We start from the raw sequence: 16,804 nt of genomic DNA, 5'->3' as shown, positions 1-16,804 counted from the left end.
GTGATTAAGTTTTCACTTCAGCCACATCAACCGGATGAAATTCCCGATGGGAAACCTAATTCCGAAAATTATCTGCGTGAAGCAGTAGTCAAATATCTCACTCAAGAAGCAAAAGAAGCAAATTTTGACTTTCTAGTACAGCTTTTTGTAGACGACGAAAAGACACCCATTGAAGATCCCACTAAAGAGTGGAAAGAAGAAGATGCACCATTTATTAAACTGGCTACTGTCAAAATTCCGGCTCAGAAATTCGACTTTGAAGAACGCAACCGATTAAATGAGGGGTTATCTTTCTCTCCTTGGCACACCTTACCTGAACATGAGCCTTTAGGTATTATTAATTTAGCTCGGAAAAAAATCTACTTAGAAGCTGTGAAGTTTCGCCATCAGTATGCTGAACAGCGCCTAAGAGAACCTCAACCTTATAGTGAGATTTTAGATGAGCCTGATACTAACTCGTAATTAGTAATCAGATGCTTTTTCATCTTCAACCGGACTCGCAATTGGCAAGGAAATGGGGGTAGAGATTGACTGAGTGAATCTAACTGAGGTTTTTCTATTGTTGCCTTGATACTGCTACTTGGTTGATCAAAATCAGAACCAATAATCTTGTCGTAGTTAAAAGTAACAGCTAAAAAAGCCCCCAATCAGCAGTGCCCAGAACCGTAGTAAGGACTTTAGTCCTTATTTTCTAAGCACTAAACTGCTTACTACGAACTCTCTTAAGCTGTCATAATCCCGATGGTGGTACTAATCGTTAGTCGCCATTGCTATCCCTGCTAAATACCCGGTTGTCCAAGCACTTTGGAAGTTAAACCCACCGGTGACGCCATCAATATCTAAGATTTCTCCGGCAAAATAAAGACCAGAAACTAACCGACTTTCCATTGTCTTGAAGTTGACTTCTTTGAGCTTGACACCGCCACAGGTAACAAATTCTTCTTTGAAGGCTCCTTTGCCGTTAATTAAATATTGTCCTTGAGTAAGTTCTTGCAGCAGTTGATTTAAGGTTTTACTAGATATTTCTGCCCAACGGTCTTCTGTGGTAATGCCTACACGAGCAATGATATATTGCCAGAGACGATGGGGGAGATCAACTCCGCGATGCAATGCGATCGCTTTCTTTCCCCATTCTTCTTTAACTGCTAAAACTTTTTCTCGCACTTGTTCTTGGGGCAAATTAGGCAGCCAATTAATCAATAATGTGGCTTGATAGCGGCTTTCGTGCAGAACTCTCGCACCCCAAGCAGAAAGCTTCAAAACAGCCGGGCCACTCAAACCCCAGTGGGTAATTAGTAATGGCCCAGTTTGTTGCAATTGAGATTTTCCGCCCGCAGATAACCGCAATTGAGCAGGGTTAACGCTAACTCCAGCCAATTCCCGCAATTTTTGATCGACAATGTTGAAGGTAAATAACGAGGGTACTGGCGGTTCAATTTGATGACCTAACTCTCGGACAATTTTATAACCCGCAAGGCTGCTACCGGTCGCCAGAAGTAGGCGATCGCATTTAATCGTCTCTCCCGACTTCAGAAGAATATTAAACCCACCCTCTGCTGCGGTTCGTTTCACCGAAGTTACATGCGTACCGATACGAAGTTTTACCCCAGATGTCGCCACTGCTTTAATCAGAGATTCCACAATGGTTTCTGAAGTATTGGTGACAGGAAACATCCGGCCATCGGCTTCCGTTTTGAGATAGACTCCACCAGCAGCAAACCAAGCTACTGTGTCTTGAGGTCCAAACCGAGTCAAAGCACCCCGCAAAGCTTTTGCACCTCTGGGGTAATTTTGCACTAACTCCTCCGGTTCAAAGCAAGCGTGAGTTACGTTGCAGCGTCCGCCACCAGAAATTAGCACTTTCGCTAGGGGTTGGCGACTAGCTTCGAGTAAAGTAACTTGGGCATCAGGATTGGCTTTAGCACAAGCGATCGCGCCAAAAAATCCCGCTGCCCCACCCCCAATAACTACAATTTGTAACGGTAACAAGTTCAAAAATGTCTCTTTTACAGCACCTACTTTCTAGGCTAGCTGTTATTTTCACTCTTCATCAGGTTCAAAGTCGTCTTTTGTCACACCACAAGTTGGACATGACCAATCTTCTGGTATATCTTCAAAGGCTGTTCCCGGTGCTATATCACTATCTGGATCACCTTGTTCTGGGTCATATATATAGCCACAAACAGTACATTTATACTTTGCCATGTTCGTTTCCCCTCGTAAATTTTTGGCATTGCTTCCCTATTAAATACTTTTGACAGTGAGTCAAAATAGGCAAGCTACAATTCTTAAACGATACTACGGCATGAAAATTATCAAATAAAGGTTGTACTTGAGGGGAAATTTCCGAGACTATACCAGCTATTCTCAAAACAAATCAGATTAAAAACGCCACCATGTCCTTTGGGCGTAACTGATAATTCCGATCGCGATCGCCCCAAGTAGCAGTAACCAAATAATTCCACCTGGGATAAAAGTGAGAATACCAATACCTCTGAGTACCCAGATGGCAACGCTAATGCCGAGAAGTATACCAAAAATCTGGATTAATCTACGATTTAAAGAAGATTGACTCACCTAATTTTCCTCTCAATTCTACAGACATTACACTTGATATTGATAATTAAGATATGAAGTTACGATGAAGTTGCAGTTTCATCATAAATAACACGTAAAAATCGAGAGATACTATCCAAACATTGGGGTAAGGTACTTGATGTTAAATCGTGTTTGTGCCATTCTAGCTGTTAACAACGCAGTTTTTCATTTACAAGTATTACTTTGACAAAACTCACTGGAGTATTAATTATGTTAATTGTGATAAGAAACACAGTTTTTACAGTAAAGTAACTGAAATGATTAGCAAAAAATCACCCTTTCCGGAAAAGATAAGTATTAAACTGGAACTAATTTAATAATGGGTTGGATCTAAATCAAGTTTTATAACTTGTAGTTTCAACTCTATTTAGGTGGATGAGTTGAGGAGTAACTTAATCATTATGTCTGCGTCTTATATATCAGATTCAATTATTGCGGGTTCAGATATGGCTTGGAGTCAAGACAAGCAAAAGTTGCTGGAACAGGGTGAAATTTTCGTAGAAACGCGATCGCACAAGAAATCGGGTGGTTCAGTGACAGCTTGGATGTATTTGCCGATGGTGCGATCGCACGTTTGGCAGCAATTAACTGATTATCCCCGCTGGGTACAATATTTTCCCGATATCACCAAGAGTGAGGTAGTAGATAAAGGTGAAGTCAAACGTCTGTATCAAGCAGCACAAAAAGCCTTTTTCTTTTTCACGGCTCAAGTGGAAATTTACCTCAATGTTGTAGAAGTGCTGGGGCAGCAAATCCAATTTCGCATGGTAAATGGAACTTTTGAGGACTTTGACGCCAATTTAGAACTAAAAGATTGTGGTAATGGCACAATACTTGCTTATACTGTGCAAGCGACACCTCTAATTCCGATTCCATCTATTTTTATTCAACAAGCGATGAATTTTGAGTTGCCTGCAAATATGCGTAAAATGCGACAAGTTATGTGTAAGACTCAATAAAAAATTCAGACGTTGCTGATTGGATTTTCACTTTACCTATAGATAATTCAAAAACCCGCTCTCTGTGAGAAAACGGGTTTTTGTGTGTGATTTCTGAGGTGTAATTATCCGGTAAAGACTTCAACTGGTAAACGGCTAAACGACAACCTTTCATTTTGCACATCTACAAAGATGGTGTTGCCGTCGTTGAATTCGCCGCGCAAGATGGATTTAGCAATTTGAGTTTCTAACTCTCGCTGAATCGCCCGCTTCAGTGGACGCGCCCCATACACTGGGTCATAGCCTACTTCTGCTAAAAAGTCAAGTGCAGCATCCGATAGTTTGAGAGATATTTTGCGATCGCTCAATCTTTGGCGCAATCTTTCCACTTGCAACAGCACAATATGCCGCAATTCCTTCTTATCCAAACCGTGGAAGATGATAATTTCATCAATCCGGTTCAGGAACTCTGGACGGAAGCTATTTCGCATCGCTTCCATGACTCGACGGCGCATTTCGTCGTAGTGGGCGTTATCCCCAGCGATATCAAGAATGTACTGCGAACCGATATTGCTGGTCATGATGATAATAGCGTTCTTGAAGTCCACCTTATGACCTTGGGCATCAGTAACGCGACCATCATCAAGAATTTGCAAGAAGATATTAAAGACATCGGGGTGTGCTTTCTCGATTTCGTCGAAGAGAATCACTGAGTAAGGACGGCGGCGAATCGCTTCTGTAAGTTGTCCGCCTTCTTCATAACCTACGTATCCTGGAGGCGCACCGATTAAGCGAGAGACGGCGTGTTTCTCCATGTACTCCGACATATCGATTCGCACCAACGCATCTTCGCTATCGAACATATACGCCGCCAGCGCTTTCGCCAACTCGGTTTTACCCACACCCGTAGGCCCAAGGAAAATAAAGCTAGCGATGGGACGATTGGGATCGGCTAATCCAGCCCGCGATCGCTGAATTGCATCGGCTACTGCTGTGACTGCTTCTTCTTGTCCAACCACCCGGCGGTGCAGTTCATCTTCTAAATGCAGCAGTTTTTCTTTCTCCGATTCCACCAACTTGCTGATGGGAATTCCCGTCCATTTAGAAATAATTTCGGCAATATCACCTTCGGTGACTTCTTCCCGTAATAGTGATTTACCACTTCTTTGAGTGCTTGCCAATTCAGCTTCTACTGCTTCCAATTGACGGTGCAAACTGGTTAAATTGCCGTATTTCAACTCCGCAGCGCGGTTAAGGTCGTAGTCACGTTCTGCTTGCTGAATCTCTAAGTTGACCCGTTCAATCTCTTTTTTAACAGACTGAATTTTGTCAATGATATCTTTTTCAGATTGCCATTGAGTATTTAGAGTTTTTTGTTCTTCTTTGAGATCGGCAATTTCTTTTTCCAGTCTTCCTAGACGTTCACGAGAAGCGGCATCGCTTTCTTTTTGCAGCGAAAGCTTTTCCATTTCCAATTGCAGAATTTTGCGGTCGATTTCGTCGAGTTCTTCTGGTTTGGAGGTAATCTCCATTTTTAATCTAGCAGCGGCTTCGTCTACCAAGTCAATTGCTTTATCTGGTAAGAAGCGATCGCTAATATAACGACTCGACAATACGGCGGCTGCAACTAAAGCACTATCAGAAATTTTCACCCCGTGGTGGTTTTCATAACGTTCTCTCAACCCGCGCAAAATCGAAATACTATCTTCTACACTAGGCTGATCGACATAAACCTGTTGGAACCGTCTTTCCAATGCGGCATCTTTTTCGATATATTTGCGGTATTCATCCAGGGTTGTTGCCCCAATACAGCGCAATTCGCCCCGCGCCAACATCGGTTTTAATAAGTTACCAGCATCCATCGCGCCTTGGGTTGCACCAGCGCCGACAACGGTGTGAATTTCATCAATAAATAAAACAATATTGCCGCCAGATTCGGTAACTTCTTTTAATACTGCTTTCAGGCGTTCTTCAAATTCACCCCGGAATTTTGCCCCTGCAATCAAAGCACCCATATCTAAAGCAATTAGCTTGCGGTCTTTGAGGGATTGAGGGACATCACCGGCAATAATCCGCTGTGCTAATCCTTCAGCAATCGCAGTTTTACCAACACCCGGTTCACCAATTAGCACAGGATTATTCTTGGTGCGGCGAGAGAGAATTTGCACAGTCCGACGAATCTCATCATCCCGCCCAATCACTGGATCGAGTTGACCTTTACGCGCGGCTTCGGTGAGGTCACGCCCGTATTTTTCCAGTGCTTCGTATTTGCCTTCTGGATTTTGATCGGTCACTTTTTGGCTCCCACGAACTTGTTTAATAATATTTTTGAGCTTGCCTTCGTCTAAACCAAACTCTTGAAATAAAGCTTTGCCAAAGCGGTCATCTTTAGCGTAAGCCAGCAATAAGTGTTCAATTGAAATATATTCGTCTTCAAACTCTTTGCGATATCCGTCTGCCCGATCTAGAAGTGTATCTAAGCTACGTCCCAAGTAGACAGAACTGCTGCTACCGGATACTTTGGGTTGACGTTGGAAAAATTGTTCAGTGCGATCACGCAGTTTTTGAAGATTAACACCTGCCTTGGTGAGAATGCCAGTTGCTAGACCATCTTGTTCTAACAGCGCTTTCATCAGGTGTTCGCTTTCTATTTGCTGCTGTTGATATTGTTTCACAATATCCGGGGTATGGGCGATCGCTTCCCAGGCTTTTTCTGTAAATTGATTTGGATTAGTTGGTTGCATAGGCTTTTTTGAGGAACGTAGACGCCCAACCATGAGACAATGCTGCCCAGAGTTGTCTGAGTGCCGACTTCCGACATAATCGCTCGGACGGCAGCTTGTCTTCAGATATCAGAACTTTGGGGGAACACTTTTTGGGCGAAGTGTTCGTCGCATACAGAACAAGAATCAGTTTTGTTCTGATATCGTCATTGTAAAAACATGGAGGCGACTAGCGGGATCGGTCTTTACATCTTTATAGAGTAGTAGTATTACCGCTCATGGAAATAAAAATTCATTATTTGTACTTTCTAGGCAGTTGTGAGATGTTTGAGGCAATGAACTAGGCGATCGCCTTAAATAATGTCAAGCCCATCTTTACTTTCACGCCTGTATTGCGTAAAACAGTCGATCGACACTGTAAGTATAATTAGCTTCATTGATCTGACGAGCATAGTTCTCGTCCTACATTCTATTTGCTTACAGCCTCGGAGAAAATCATGTTACTTGATAATTTTCGCCGCCAGTTGCGTCAAGAAGCGCAACTATGGCAGGATGAAGGACTTATTGATGCCGATTTTTACCAAATACTTGCACAAAGGTATCAATTTAATAATCTAGAAACTGCCGCTCGCGATCGCTTCGTTTTTATCTTGATCGCTGTGGGTGCAACATTGTTAGGCTTAGGTGTAATTACTTTTGTAGCTGCCAACTGGCAAGCTTTGAATAGAGAAGCCAAGTTAACACTACTGTTAAGTTTATTCCTGATAACTAATATTGCTGGTTTTATTTTGTGGAGACAACCTGCAAGCAATAATATTTCCCCAAGAAGCCGAAAACGCCGCCAACAGGTCTTTGGAGAAGGCTTGCTACTTTTAGGTGCGTTGACGATAGGCGCAAATATAGCGCTGTTGGCGCAAATGTTCCATATTAGCGGTTCAAGTTACGAACTGTTCTTAATTTGGGGGTTGGCTGTTTTGCTAATGGCTTACGGTTTGCGCTTGACTTCCTTGGGGATGCTTGCCCTGATTCTAGTACTAATCGGGTATTCGATCGGATGCTTCGATGGGTACTTTGCACAAAATGAGCTGACATGGGCGCGGCTGGTAATACAACATCTGCCCCTACTCTTAGGTGTAGTATTTGTACCTTTAGCTTACTGGTGTCGTTCCCGTTGGATTTTCAGAATTGCGGCGATCGCATTTGTTACATCCTGGCAATTTCATCTCCAGTCGCTGCAAGTTCTGACATACAGAGATGCTCCACCTTGGATTGCTATAGCCGCCTTTGCCCTCCCCCCAGCATTATTGTGGAGTTATGATGACTTACTATTTTGGCGAGTTTCTTCCAGGCTATTTCAGCCCTTTGCTAGGACTTTAGCTAGGGTATTTTTCAGCATCACGTTTTACTACCTGTCTTTCCGTTGGTTATGGTCAGATCCATCTGTTGGTTATTACACTGAATTTCAAAATAATCACTTAGCAACTTCGCTACCCTTTATTGATGTGGCAATTTTCACAGTTTTAGCTCTGTGGCAATGGTGGCATTTGCTACGAGCAACAGGCAACAGGGAACGCCAAGGAATAGATATCAAAACAATCTTTATTGGCAGCTTGATTGTCATAACTGCTTTATTAATCTTCGTTCATCAAGCTATCACTTTGATTCCAGCCATTCCCATATTTGCTTTTAATGTCCTTTTAGCAGTGTTAGGGTTTGAACTAATTCGGGAAGCGCTGGAGTCAGGACAACGACGCGATTTTTGGGGTGGACTAATATTATTAACACTACAAATTATCAGCCGAACGCTAGAGTACGACACTGCTTTACTCTTCAAATCTTTAGTTTTTGTTTTGTGCGGTGTCGCTGTAATTTTTGCTGGATTGTGGTTTGAACGTTATTTGTCGTCTTTACCAGTTTTATCAACTTCTGATGAGAATCGGTCATAATACAAAATCTCTGTAACAAAGCACTAATTACTTGAACCATATCTTTTTTTGCATCTTTCGTGGTTCGTTTAATAAATATCAAGTGCATTTTTATGCAGAATTTATGTAATAAATTTATGAATTTCAAAAAAGCCGATTGTTCAATACTTAAAACTCATTTTTCGGATTATTCCCTATGGAAACTAATCAAGCATTACCTTTGCAAAATGAACCTTCAAAAAAACCTATAGCTTTTTGGCGGTTTGTAGTTCCTCTGCTAATTCAAACAGCGATCATCTTAGCAGTACCAGCCCAATCAGTTTACACACTTGTTACAGGTAAAACAGTTATTTTGCAAACTCTACCTGTAGATCCTTCCGATTTGCTGCGCGGTTACTCTGTGACGCTAAATTATCAAATTTCTCGCATAGATAATTTAAAAAAACTTCCTGGTTGGGGAGATTTGGTGAAGCAAAATCCTGCTACCGATAAACGAGGCGAGCCTTTGGCGCAGGGAACCAACTTGTATATAATTTTGGAAGAGCAAAAATCCTCTGGTGGAATTCCTCAAGCTTGGAAACCTGTGCGCGTAAGTGGACAACTCCCAACTTCCTTAGCTGCAAATCAGATAGCCTTAAAAGGTCAATATAGTGGCTATAATTCGATTACTTATGGCTTAGAAACTTACTACATCCCAGAGGATCAACGGAACGATATTAACAATGATATCTCTAAAGCCCGATCAATCAAACCAGGACAGCCGCAACCGATAGTAGTGGAAGTGAAAGTGAATGCACAAGGTAAAGCGATACCTATAAATATGTGGGTACGCGATCGCAAATATCATTTTTAATTCTCAGCAGTGCAAGGTGTTGTTAAACTCCATCAACTTTCAAGTCAATGGTACAAAACCATCTCCGTATCTCCTTATTCCCCTGCCCCCACACGGAGTTACCATAATTCCAGGTCGCCTAGTGGATGCTAAAAATGATTGACCCCTACGACTTTGAAGATGATGACTTTGATTTTGAGGATGAGGATTTCTTGAAAATAAAACCCATCAGCCAAATGACTGAAGGGGAAAAGCTAGCTACACAGGTTTAAGCGGTTCTTCGACAGCAGCAGCCGTGCTATGTTGCAAGACTGTCTATTTCGCATCGTCGATTACGAAGATGGTACGGGTACGTTAGAAATACTTTGCCCTAACGAAGTCGTAAGGCAACGACTTTCCAAGAAAAAGCGCAAAATTACCAACAACATCAACACCTGCTGGAGTCATATCAGATGGTTTTCGCTATGTGTCCGGCAAGATAGTGAGTTGCATTGCCAGAAGTTTACCCGTAATGGTGATTTGGTGACATCTTAATTGGGGACTGGGGGAGGATAAGGGGGATGAGGGAGAATTATTGAACAAGTTTCTTCCTTGTCTCTTCCCAATGCCCAATCTTCTCTACGAGAGGCTGCGCCAACGACTTCTCTACGAGACGCTACGCGAACGCTCAGTACAAGTGCCCAATGCCCCATGACAAATGACTAATGACTAATGACTAATGACTAATAACAAATGACAAAAAAACAAAAATTTCCTTACCTAGTTGGTTCTAAGTGGACAGCACAGCAAAAAGTCGATGGCTGGCGGCACTTCCAAGTTGTCAATCGTAAAAATCAGGCTAAGTGGGTTTATGCCGAAATGGTTGCTGCTTGCGATCCGAAAGTCCGTTTTTGGATAAATGCCAAATTATTACAAGATAACTCCCAGTGGCAAGCTGGCTGGCAAACATTACAGGAAATCCACGGACTTGAAACTGAAGTGTCCTAATTAGCTTTGTTGCCTCGTTCCCAGCCTCTGACTGGGAATGCCCATTAGTGGGCTGCCGCCTGATTATTTGGCAAATTAATAATTTTTTACAAAATCACACTAACTTACTCTCAAGCAGCAATTAAACAGTCTTAGCTATCGGCTGAAAACTGGTGATTTATCTGCGATACCTTCGGTGAGCTACGCTAACGCAAATTCCAGTAGTATTTCCAGTATCAGGCTGCATATACCTCTGTTTCCCCTTGACCCTGCGCCCCAATGCCTTGAAAACACGTTGTAAAAACATCAGCTAATTCTATGAAAAGCATTCAAAAAAGCCGATTTTAGCTTTTTGTATTTTGTAACTATTTTTACAAAAATGAGTAATAAAAACTTTTTATTGACTCTTTTGAGAGCTTTTAAAGTCTTTAAGGTTCATAAAAACCCAAATAGACATAATTAAGATTTAATTCATCGGATAAGACCGTTTTACAGATTCAGAGCTACTATCTTTTCTAGGTAATTTGCCCAATAATGACATCAACAGACCTCACGCATCGCCATCTCAGGAAAGGTGAAGGCAAATGTTTGAGCCACAAGTTTGACAAAAAGCTATAAGAGGGAAACAACAGTGAAACTAGCAGTCTACGGAAAAGGTGGTATCGGTAAATCCACAACTAGCTGTAATATATCCGTCGCCCTAGCTAAACGTGGCAAAAAAGTGCTGCAAATTGGTTGCGACCCCAAACATGACAGTACCTTTACCCTGACTGGGTTTTTGATTCCGACAATTATCGACACCCTCCAAGAAAAAGACTATCACTACGAAGATGTCTGGCCGGAAGATGTAATTTACAAAGGCTACGGCGGTGTGGATTGCGTAGAAGCTGGTGGCCCACCTGCGGGTGCTGGGTGTGGCGGGTACGTAGTCGGTGAAACCGTAAAATTACTTAAAGAACTCAACGCCTTTGATGAGTACGATGTAATTCTTTTTGACGTTCTGGGTGACGTAGTTTGCGGTGGTTTTGCAGCACCACTCAACTATGCAGATTACTGCCTGATTGTTACAGACAACGGCTTTGATGCTTTATTTGCTGCCAATCGCATTGCTGCTTCAGTCCGCGAAAAAGCAAGAACTCACCCACTGCGTCTAGCTGGGTTAATTGGCAATCGCACCTCCAAGCGCGACTTGATTGAAAAATATATAGAAGCAGTGCCCATGCCAGTTTTGGAAGTTTTACCTTTGATTGAAGATATCCGTGTTTCCCGTGTGAAAGGTAAGACTTTGTTTGAGATGGCAGAGCAAGATCCTTCCCTAGACTACGTTTGCGACTACTATCTCAACATCGCCGACCAAATTTTGGCGCGTCCCGAAGGTGTTGTACCTAACGACACACCAGATCGGGAGTTGTTCTCTTTGTTGTCTGATTTTTATCTAAATCCGGGTAAACCCCAGGTTCCTAATTCAGAAGAGGAACTAGACTTGATGATTGTATAAATCACTAAGTTCTCAGGATGGGGGACAATAACATGGCATTCTTTCACAGCTTTACAGATTCAATAAAGCAAAAGTGGTTGCAATTTTTCCAGAATAATCGAGACTGGATTACCCTGCACATGCAAGTGGAATCAGTGTACACCCCTGATGGCGGGAAGCGACCACCTTCTTACCTCATCCTGGGAGTTCTTAACGCCCTAGAGCCAAAGCTAGCGCAGTTAATGTTGCCCTTTGCCAAACTCAATCCTGACGCCGATACCCTAATTGAGGTGCTGGATTTGCATTTTGACCCAGATTTCGCTCTCGGTAATCGCTTTGTCGTCAGCCCAGATGTAGAGAAATACGTAGAACAAGCAGCAGCTGTCATTGATGAAAAGCCTGAAGATGAAACATTGACACATGCTCATGCAAATGGCTTTGTATCGGTGGCGGTAGTTCAAGAGTTCGCAATCGTGGATTCTGAGGATGAAAGCCTGGGAATCAGCGAGTTGGAGGAAACGGAAAATGGCTTTGGCGATATTTCCTTAACCAACGGACACGATTCAAAAGATGAGTCTCTCCAAACCTCTGGTTTAGAAGCAGATGAATTTGGGGAAATTGCCTTCGATATAACAGCTGCAACAGAAGTAAAGCTGGATGAAGACGAAGACGAGGCGCTTGAAGATAGTCCACTAGATGAGAATGCGTTTAAAGACGTGTTATCAGATGTCTGGGGTGATGAAACAGCTTTGCAAAAGGCTGAAGAAAATAACGATTTTTTAGGGGAAGAACTGCCAGCAGGCGTTTTTGATGAATCAGAAATTGCCCGTCTCTTCCCCAACGCTTAATTATTGCCGTTCTTCGCAATTTTAAGTTTTAGATTTGGGGTTTTGGATGAGGAATTAGGGAAATTGTCGTTAGACAGAGGATACTTTTGTTGTCCCAGCCTTCAATCCAAAATTATCAATCGTTCGACTGAGCGAAGCCGAAGTCTAAAATCTGAAATTGGTTGATCTGCCATTAAATATCAAGGGGAGAAAAAACCAAAATGACTGTCGCTCAACAACCAGAAGCTTTAAACTTTGAATGTGAAACCGGGAATTACCATACCTTTTGCCCAATTAGCTGCGTGGCGTGGTTATACCAAAAAATTGAAGATAGCTTCTTTTTGGTGATTGGGACAAAAACTTGTGGCTACTTCCTGCAAAATGCGATGGGGGTGATGATTTTTGCTGAACCCCGCTATGCAATGGCAGAGTTGGAAGAGGGCGATATTTCGGCACAACTGAGTGATTATGAAGAGTTAAAGCGGTTGTGCTTGCAGATTAAACGCGATCGCAATCCTAGTGTAATTGTCTGGATTGGCACTTGTACCACCGAAATTATCAAAACAGATTTGGAAGGTTTAGCACCGAAACTAGAATCCGAAATCGGGATTCCCATCGTTGTAGCGCGTGCAAATGGTCTAGATTACGCCTTCACCCAAGGAGAAGACACCGTATTGGCAGCAATGGCTAACCGTTGTCCTGATAAGGCTCCGGTGGCGGAAACAGAGAAAAATGAACGTAATGCGATCGCTAAATTGCTAAACTTCGGCAAGAAGAAAGAAGATGTCGCCCAAGATGAATCTGAGTACGTAGATCATCCACCACTGGTTCTCTTTGGCTCCCTTCCCGACCCCGTGGTTACTCAGTTAACCTTGGAACTGAAGAAACAAGGCATCAAAGTTTCCGGCTGGCTACCCGCGAAGCGCTTCACTGAATTGCCAGTACTGGAAGAAGGGTATTATGTCGCTGGTGTCAACCCCTTCCTCAGCCGCACAGCTACCACCTTAATGCGCCGCCGCAAATGTAAACTTATTGGCGCACCCTTCCCCATTGGCCCCGATGGCACTCGCGCTTGGATTGAGAAAATCTGCTCGGTGTTTGGTATTACTCCCAAGGGTTTAGATGAACGGGAAGCCCAAATTTGGGCAGGCTTGGAAGATTACGTGAAACTGATTCGCGGTAAGTCTGTATTCTTCATGGGTGATAACTTGCTGGAAATCTCCCAAGCAAGATTTTTAATCCGGTGTGGGATGACGGTTCATGAAATCGGCATTCCCTACATGGATAAGCGCTATCAAGCTGCTGAGTTGGCATTGTTAGAGAAAACATGTCAGGAAATGAATTCACCCCTGCCAAGGATTGTGGAGAAGCCAGATAATTACAATCAACTTCAGCGGATTTATGCGTTGAAACCAGACTTGGTAATTACTGGTATGGCTCACGCTAATCCGTTGGAAGCACGCGGTATTAATACTAAGTGGTCTGTGGAGTTCACTTTTGCTCAAATTCACGGCTTTACGAATGCGCGTGACATGTTAGAGTTGGTGACTCGTCCGTTGCGTCGGAATAATAATTTGAAAGATTTGGGTTGGGATAAATTGGTGAGAGAAGAAGCGAAGATTTAGATTTGGGTTCGGATTGAGCAACAGCATAACACCATGTTAGGGGCGAACTTTTAGGTTCGTCCTTTTTTTACGTAGACGCGCAGCGGCTTGCCATTATCCATGAATAGAGGGAGAGGGGCTTGACAAAAGGACGCCACTAACGTCGCACTAAATATTTAATAAGTATCTTTTTTTACTTCTATTATTAAAAAAGGAGTTAACAGCGATCGCTTCTATTGCTGTTAATTAACTGCCGCGTTTTGATCAATGTATACAGTTAGTTGCACCATACTAGCACTATTGTATAAACTTACCAATTTCCTAACTGCGCTGCTGGCTCGGCGCTTTCCTTATCTGACTATCTTTTCATATTTAAAGACTTAATTCATTATCTTTGCCCTGGCTTACTTTACTCAGTATTGCCAATTTGAGTTGTGGTTTGTTCAATAAATAGCGATCGCTCTTTTTAACAAACCGCCAAGACGCCAAGTACGCCAAGAAAAAGAGAGAACTTAATTCAGATGCAAGGCTGGAAATCTAAAGGTTTGGATGGAATGATATACATCAATTCTGCGCCGTCTGGTTTAATTTCTGTAGATGGAGTTAATTTAAGCCAGTCATGAAAGCTGATTCCTAATTGAGATATTGCTTGTACTTCTGTTTGATATGCTTCAAAACGGCGATTGGTTTCATAAAATTTATCTTCACTATTAAAATTACTGAGGACACTTAATTGTCATTATTACCCCTATTTGATTGATTGCTGATACTTCTGTATTAGAAACCTTTTCTCCTTTGTCTATTCTTCTTATAACTTCAGAACGTAATGCATTCATTTTCTCACAAGCCTGATTTAACTCTGCTTCTGCTTGTTGTTTTTGATAAAAATTCCATCCAAAAACAACTACGCTAACTATAGTCATAATTCCAAAAGTAATCTTAAATGTTTTTATAGTTTCCTTCATATTAATTACAATTATAAGTTTTACTGTCAATTGTAACAGTTATTGGAAACCCCCCAGGAACAAGTGCTTCTGCTGTGTTTACTAGATTTTTACACTTTTCTTTAGCTATTTGTTCAGATGATTTTTCAAAAAATAGTTTATTTATAATGTTTGATAATAAAACAAAGGCTAAAATGCCTAAAATAATGCCCATTTCTTTCTTCATATTAACTTAATTAACCTCTAAGTATGGATGGATTTATTTGGCTTTTTACTTGTAATAATCATCTGGGTTTGAACACTTTAAAAGCTAAAACTTCTCTAGTTTTATAAAATTTCTATAGGTGTAAGTAAAAAAATAAAACTTATTATACACGATATAAATTTTATACTTTCGCTTACCCAATTTTGAAGCATACATAAACGAGAACCATTGGCTATTTCAGACAAACTAGGGCAATCATAAAAAGAATTGCTTCCAAAAATAATTGACAATGGAAAAATGATGAACTTTAATAATTGTTCTGAAACTGCCCATACAAGCATAAAAATAATAATATATAATATTGTAATTAATATAAAATTATTCTTAAGCTCTTTTGGAAGACCGTCAAGCATTGAATCCCGTACTGCTATTACTCTTATTTTCTTTTGAGGAGAAGACATTGCTCTACTGTATAAAACTTATTTATAGTCTTATATTTTAAAAATATTTACCTGAGAGAAAACCCTTAATTTAGCTTGATAAAAACTAATCATGTTTTTTAATATCAGTAATTACACACTTTACATTATAAAAAATACCTACAAATAGTTATATTAAAATAAAAACAAACTTGTTTAAAATTGATGTATTTCATTGAATTCACCGTTTCCTCCTAATTACTAAACCTTAGCAAGCTAATACCTACGCTTTACTCAGTATTCCCAATTTGAGTTTTATTCTGTCTAATAGCGAGCGATCGCTATTTTTAACGAACCGCCCACGCCAACAAAGAAAAGCGATCGCTCTTTTTAACTAGAAGATGCAGAGCGCTCGCAGATACAATCATAAGTAAAAGGCAAACTGGTAGAAAATGGCTGAAATTAACGGCGCTATTACTGAACTACATTTGTTGAACGCGGCTTGAAACCCACTCTCAATCAATGAATCGCAGATGAGAGAGCGATCGCTATTTTTAATAAATTAAATTAACTAACAGCAAAGTCTGTATATTTACGCACAGATGGCAACTGAAAACCTAAAACAATATCTTCTTTTGGGACACCTAATTCAACCAACTCATTAGCAATTCCTACCTCTGTTCCATCTTGCTGAATCCAAATTTTCTCGTTAATAATATCTAAATGGAGAACAGGCCCATATATGCGATTTTGAGCGCGCCAACCTACATAAACTAATTGATAACGATCATGTTCTATATCAAAAATTGTCTGTGCTTGAATACGATTATCCCAAACAGTACTAGCGTGTTGTTCAAGCAAATTCTTAATATATTGTCGATATTCCTCTAGCTTTGCCATTGGGCGATCGCCTCCTGTTCAATATTATAAATTAGTAAACAGAGCTAATTACTTTGAATGACAGATTGGATAAATGGAAGCATAAAAAAATCATTGTAAACAGTACTAGGAACCGCTAAATATAAAGTACGATTAACTTCTTGTTTTTGTAAAGCAATTCGGTAAATAATAAATTGTCCTAATGCAGCATAAAGTTCTGTGATTTTTGAGGGACTTAGAAAACTTTTAATTTCAACAGCTATTTTTTGTCCTTGTTTTTCGGCTGCAATAACTTTTTCTGCTCCTAAATCAACATATAATTCAAGGGTTCCTGCCTGGAGAGCATAAGGATCGTGAGTGATTAACCAGCCATCTTTCTCAAGTGCTGTTTTGACAACTGTATGAAAAGCATCTTTAGCAGACACAGGTTTAATTCCAATTTATGGCGGTGCTTGATTTAAGAATTT

At 41.1% G+C, this 16,804-nt stretch carries 18 protein-coding genes; 9 read left to right on the top strand and 9 right to left on the bottom strand.

Going from position 1 to position 16,804, the window contains the following annotated elements; genetic code table 11:
* Window positions 1–462, top strand: coding sequence for a hypothetical protein (locus V7L12_RS19425; protein WP_335086666.1), 462 nt, complete (start codon window positions 1–3; stop codon window positions 460–462).
* A gap of 288 nt (window positions 463–750) precedes the next feature.
* On the opposite strand, the gene V7L12_RS19420 is transcribed toward V7L12_RS19425, so the two are convergent.
* From V7L12_RS19420 to V7L12_RS19410, 3 genes are all read right to left on the bottom strand, one after another.
* A complete protein-coding gene (locus V7L12_RS19420) occupies window positions 751–1,989 on the bottom strand; it encodes an NAD(P)/FAD-dependent oxidoreductase (RefSeq protein WP_335086782.1) in 1,239 nt (412 codons plus the stop codon).
* A gap of 51 nt (window positions 1,990–2,040) precedes the next feature.
* The gene (gene rd / locus V7L12_RS19415) at window positions 2,041–2,205 is read right to left on the bottom strand and encodes a rubredoxin (protein ID WP_335086664.1); all 165 of its coding nucleotides are present in this window, start codon (window positions 2,203–2,205) and stop codon (window positions 2,041–2,043) included.
* A 177-nt stretch (window positions 2,206–2,382) separates the two neighbouring features.
* Entirely contained in the window at window positions 2,383–2,577 is a 195-nt protein-coding gene (locus V7L12_RS19410; protein WP_334985881.1) for a hypothetical protein, read from the bottom strand.
* A gap of 422 nt (window positions 2,578–2,999) precedes the next feature.
* On the opposite strand from V7L12_RS19410, the gene V7L12_RS19405 reads away from it, so the two are divergent.
* Window positions 3,000–3,557 carry an SRPBCC family protein gene (locus V7L12_RS19405; RefSeq protein ID WP_335086663.1) on the top strand — a complete coding sequence of 186 codons (558 nt, stop codon included), beginning with the start codon at window positions 3,000–3,002 and terminating at the stop codon, window positions 3,555–3,557.
* Window positions 3,558–3,661: 104 nt separating this feature from the next.
* On the opposite strand, the gene clpB is transcribed toward V7L12_RS19405, so the two are convergent.
* Window positions 3,662–6,280, bottom strand: a complete 2,619-nt coding sequence (gene clpB, locus V7L12_RS19400) for an ATP-dependent chaperone ClpB (RefSeq protein WP_335086661.1) — start codon at window positions 6,278–6,280, stop codon at window positions 3,662–3,664.
* Window positions 6,281–6,756: 476 nt separating this feature from the next.
* Here clpB and V7L12_RS19395 point away from each other — a divergent pair, with 476 nt between their 5' ends.
* The 7 genes from V7L12_RS19395 to V7L12_RS19365 all read left to right on the top strand — a co-directional run bounded on the left by V7L12_RS19395 (window position 6,757) and on the right by V7L12_RS19365 (window position 13,911).
* Window positions 6,757–8,205: a DUF2157 domain-containing protein gene (locus V7L12_RS19395; protein ID WP_335086659.1), complete on the top strand. Its 1,449-nt coding sequence runs from the start codon at window positions 6,757–6,759 to the stop codon at window positions 8,203–8,205.
* A 175-nt stretch (window positions 8,206–8,380) separates the two neighbouring features.
* Window positions 8,381–9,037: a GDYXXLXY domain-containing protein gene (locus tag V7L12_RS19390; protein WP_335086657.1), complete on the top strand. Its 657-nt coding sequence runs from the start codon at window positions 8,381–8,383 to the stop codon at window positions 9,035–9,037.
* Between the two features lie 279 nt (window positions 9,038–9,316).
* Window positions 9,317–9,550 (top strand): hypothetical protein, encoded by a 234-nt coding sequence (locus V7L12_RS19385; protein ID WP_335086655.1) that lies wholly within the window; start codon window positions 9,317–9,319, stop codon window positions 9,548–9,550.
* 198 nt (window positions 9,551–9,748) lie between these two features.
* On the top strand, window positions 9,749–10,003 hold the full coding sequence (locus V7L12_RS19380; RefSeq protein WP_099103731.1) for a TIGR02450 family Trp-rich protein: 255 nt from the start codon (window positions 9,749–9,751) through the stop codon (window positions 10,001–10,003).
* A 610-nt stretch (window positions 10,004–10,613) separates the two neighbouring features.
* Window positions 10,614–11,480, top strand: coding sequence for a ferredoxin:protochlorophyllide reductase (ATP-dependent) iron-sulfur ATP-binding protein (bchL, locus tag V7L12_RS19375; protein WP_012410753.1), 867 nt, complete (start codon window positions 10,614–10,616; stop codon window positions 11,478–11,480).
* Window positions 11,481–11,512: 32 nt separating this feature from the next.
* On the top strand, window positions 11,513–12,307 hold the full coding sequence (locus V7L12_RS19370; protein ID WP_335086653.1) for a DUF5331 domain-containing protein: 795 nt from the start codon (window positions 11,513–11,515) through the stop codon (window positions 12,305–12,307).
* Window positions 12,308–12,507: 200 nt separating this feature from the next.
* On the top strand, window positions 12,508–13,911 hold the full coding sequence (locus tag V7L12_RS19365) for a ferredoxin:protochlorophyllide reductase (ATP-dependent) subunit N (RefSeq protein ID WP_335086651.1): 1,404 nt from the start codon (window positions 12,508–12,510) through the stop codon (window positions 13,909–13,911).
* A 695-nt stretch (window positions 13,912–14,606) separates the two neighbouring features.
* On the opposite strand, the gene V7L12_RS19360 is transcribed toward V7L12_RS19365, so the two are convergent.
* From V7L12_RS19360 to V7L12_RS19340, 5 genes are all read right to left on the bottom strand, one after another.
* A complete protein-coding gene (locus V7L12_RS19360; protein ID WP_335086649.1) occupies window positions 14,607–14,855 on the bottom strand; it encodes a hypothetical protein in 249 nt (82 codons plus the stop codon).
* Between the two features lies 1 nt (window position 14,856).
* The gene (locus V7L12_RS19355) at window positions 14,857–15,060 is read right to left on the bottom strand and encodes a hypothetical protein (RefSeq protein ID WP_335086648.1); all 204 of its coding nucleotides are present in this window, start codon (window positions 15,058–15,060) and stop codon (window positions 14,857–14,859) included.
* A gap of 101 nt (window positions 15,061–15,161) precedes the next feature.
* A complete protein-coding gene (locus V7L12_RS19350; RefSeq protein WP_335086647.1) occupies window positions 15,162–15,500 on the bottom strand; it encodes a hypothetical protein in 339 nt (112 codons plus the stop codon).
* A gap of 525 nt (window positions 15,501–16,025) precedes the next feature.
* On the bottom strand, window positions 16,026–16,358 hold the full coding sequence (locus V7L12_RS19345) for a XisI protein (RefSeq protein ID WP_335086645.1): 333 nt from the start codon (window positions 16,356–16,358) through the stop codon (window positions 16,026–16,028).
* A gap of 44 nt (window positions 16,359–16,402) precedes the next feature.
* On the bottom strand, window positions 16,403–16,762 hold the full coding sequence (locus V7L12_RS19340; RefSeq protein WP_335086643.1) for a XisH family protein: 360 nt from the start codon (window positions 16,760–16,762) through the stop codon (window positions 16,403–16,405).
* Window positions 16,763–16,804: the final 42 nt, after the last annotated feature.

The sequence above is a fragment of the Nostoc sp. genome, from assembly GCF_036918245.1.
In the GTDB taxonomy this organism is placed as follows: Bacteria; Cyanobacteriota; Cyanobacteriia; order Cyanobacteriales; family Nostocaceae; genus Nostoc.
The sequence above is the reverse complement of the archived record's forward strand: the minus strand, read 5'-3'. Positions and strand labels throughout refer to the sequence as shown.

What these genes read in the sequence shown, in the direction of transcription:
- rd (WP_335086664.1), bottom strand. Translation starts at nt 2,205, where the DNA reads ATGGCAAAGTATAAATGTACTGTTTGTGGCTATATATATGACCCAGAA.
- V7L12_RS19405 (WP_335086663.1), top strand. Translation starts at nt 3,000, where the DNA reads ATGTCTGCGTCTTATATATCAGATTCAATTATTGCGGGTTCAGATATG.
- clpB (WP_335086661.1), bottom strand. Translation starts at nt 6,280, where the DNA reads ATGCAACCAACTAATCCAAATCAATTTACAGAAAAAGCCTGGGAAGCG.
- V7L12_RS19395 (WP_335086659.1), top strand. Translation starts at nt 6,757, where the DNA reads ATGTTACTTGATAATTTTCGCCGCCAGTTGCGTCAAGAAGCGCAACTA.
- V7L12_RS19390 (WP_335086657.1), top strand. Translation starts at nt 8,381, where the DNA reads ATGGAAACTAATCAAGCATTACCTTTGCAAAATGAACCTTCAAAAAAA.
- V7L12_RS19385 (WP_335086655.1), top strand. Translation starts at nt 9,317, where the DNA reads ATGTTGCAAGACTGTCTATTTCGCATCGTCGATTACGAAGATGGTACG.
- V7L12_RS19380 (WP_099103731.1), top strand. Translation starts at nt 9,749, where the DNA reads ATGACAAAAAAACAAAAATTTCCTTACCTAGTTGGTTCTAAGTGGACA.
- V7L12_RS19370 (WP_335086653.1), top strand. Translation starts at nt 11,513, where the DNA reads ATGGCATTCTTTCACAGCTTTACAGATTCAATAAAGCAAAAGTGGTTG.
- V7L12_RS19365 (WP_335086651.1), top strand. Translation starts at nt 12,508, where the DNA reads ATGACTGTCGCTCAACAACCAGAAGCTTTAAACTTTGAATGTGAAACC.
- V7L12_RS19360 (WP_335086649.1), bottom strand. Translation starts at nt 14,855, where the DNA reads ATGAAGGAAACTATAAAAACATTTAAGATTACTTTTGGAATTATGACT.
- V7L12_RS19355 (WP_335086648.1), bottom strand. Translation starts at nt 15,060, where the DNA reads ATGAAGAAAGAAATGGGCATTATTTTAGGCATTTTAGCCTTTGTTTTA.
- V7L12_RS19350 (WP_335086647.1), bottom strand. Translation starts at nt 15,500, where the DNA reads ATGTCTTCTCCTCAAAAGAAAATAAGAGTAATAGCAGTACGGGATTCA.
- V7L12_RS19345 (WP_335086645.1), bottom strand. Translation starts at nt 16,358, where the DNA reads ATGGCAAAGCTAGAGGAATATCGACAATATATTAAGAATTTGCTTGAA.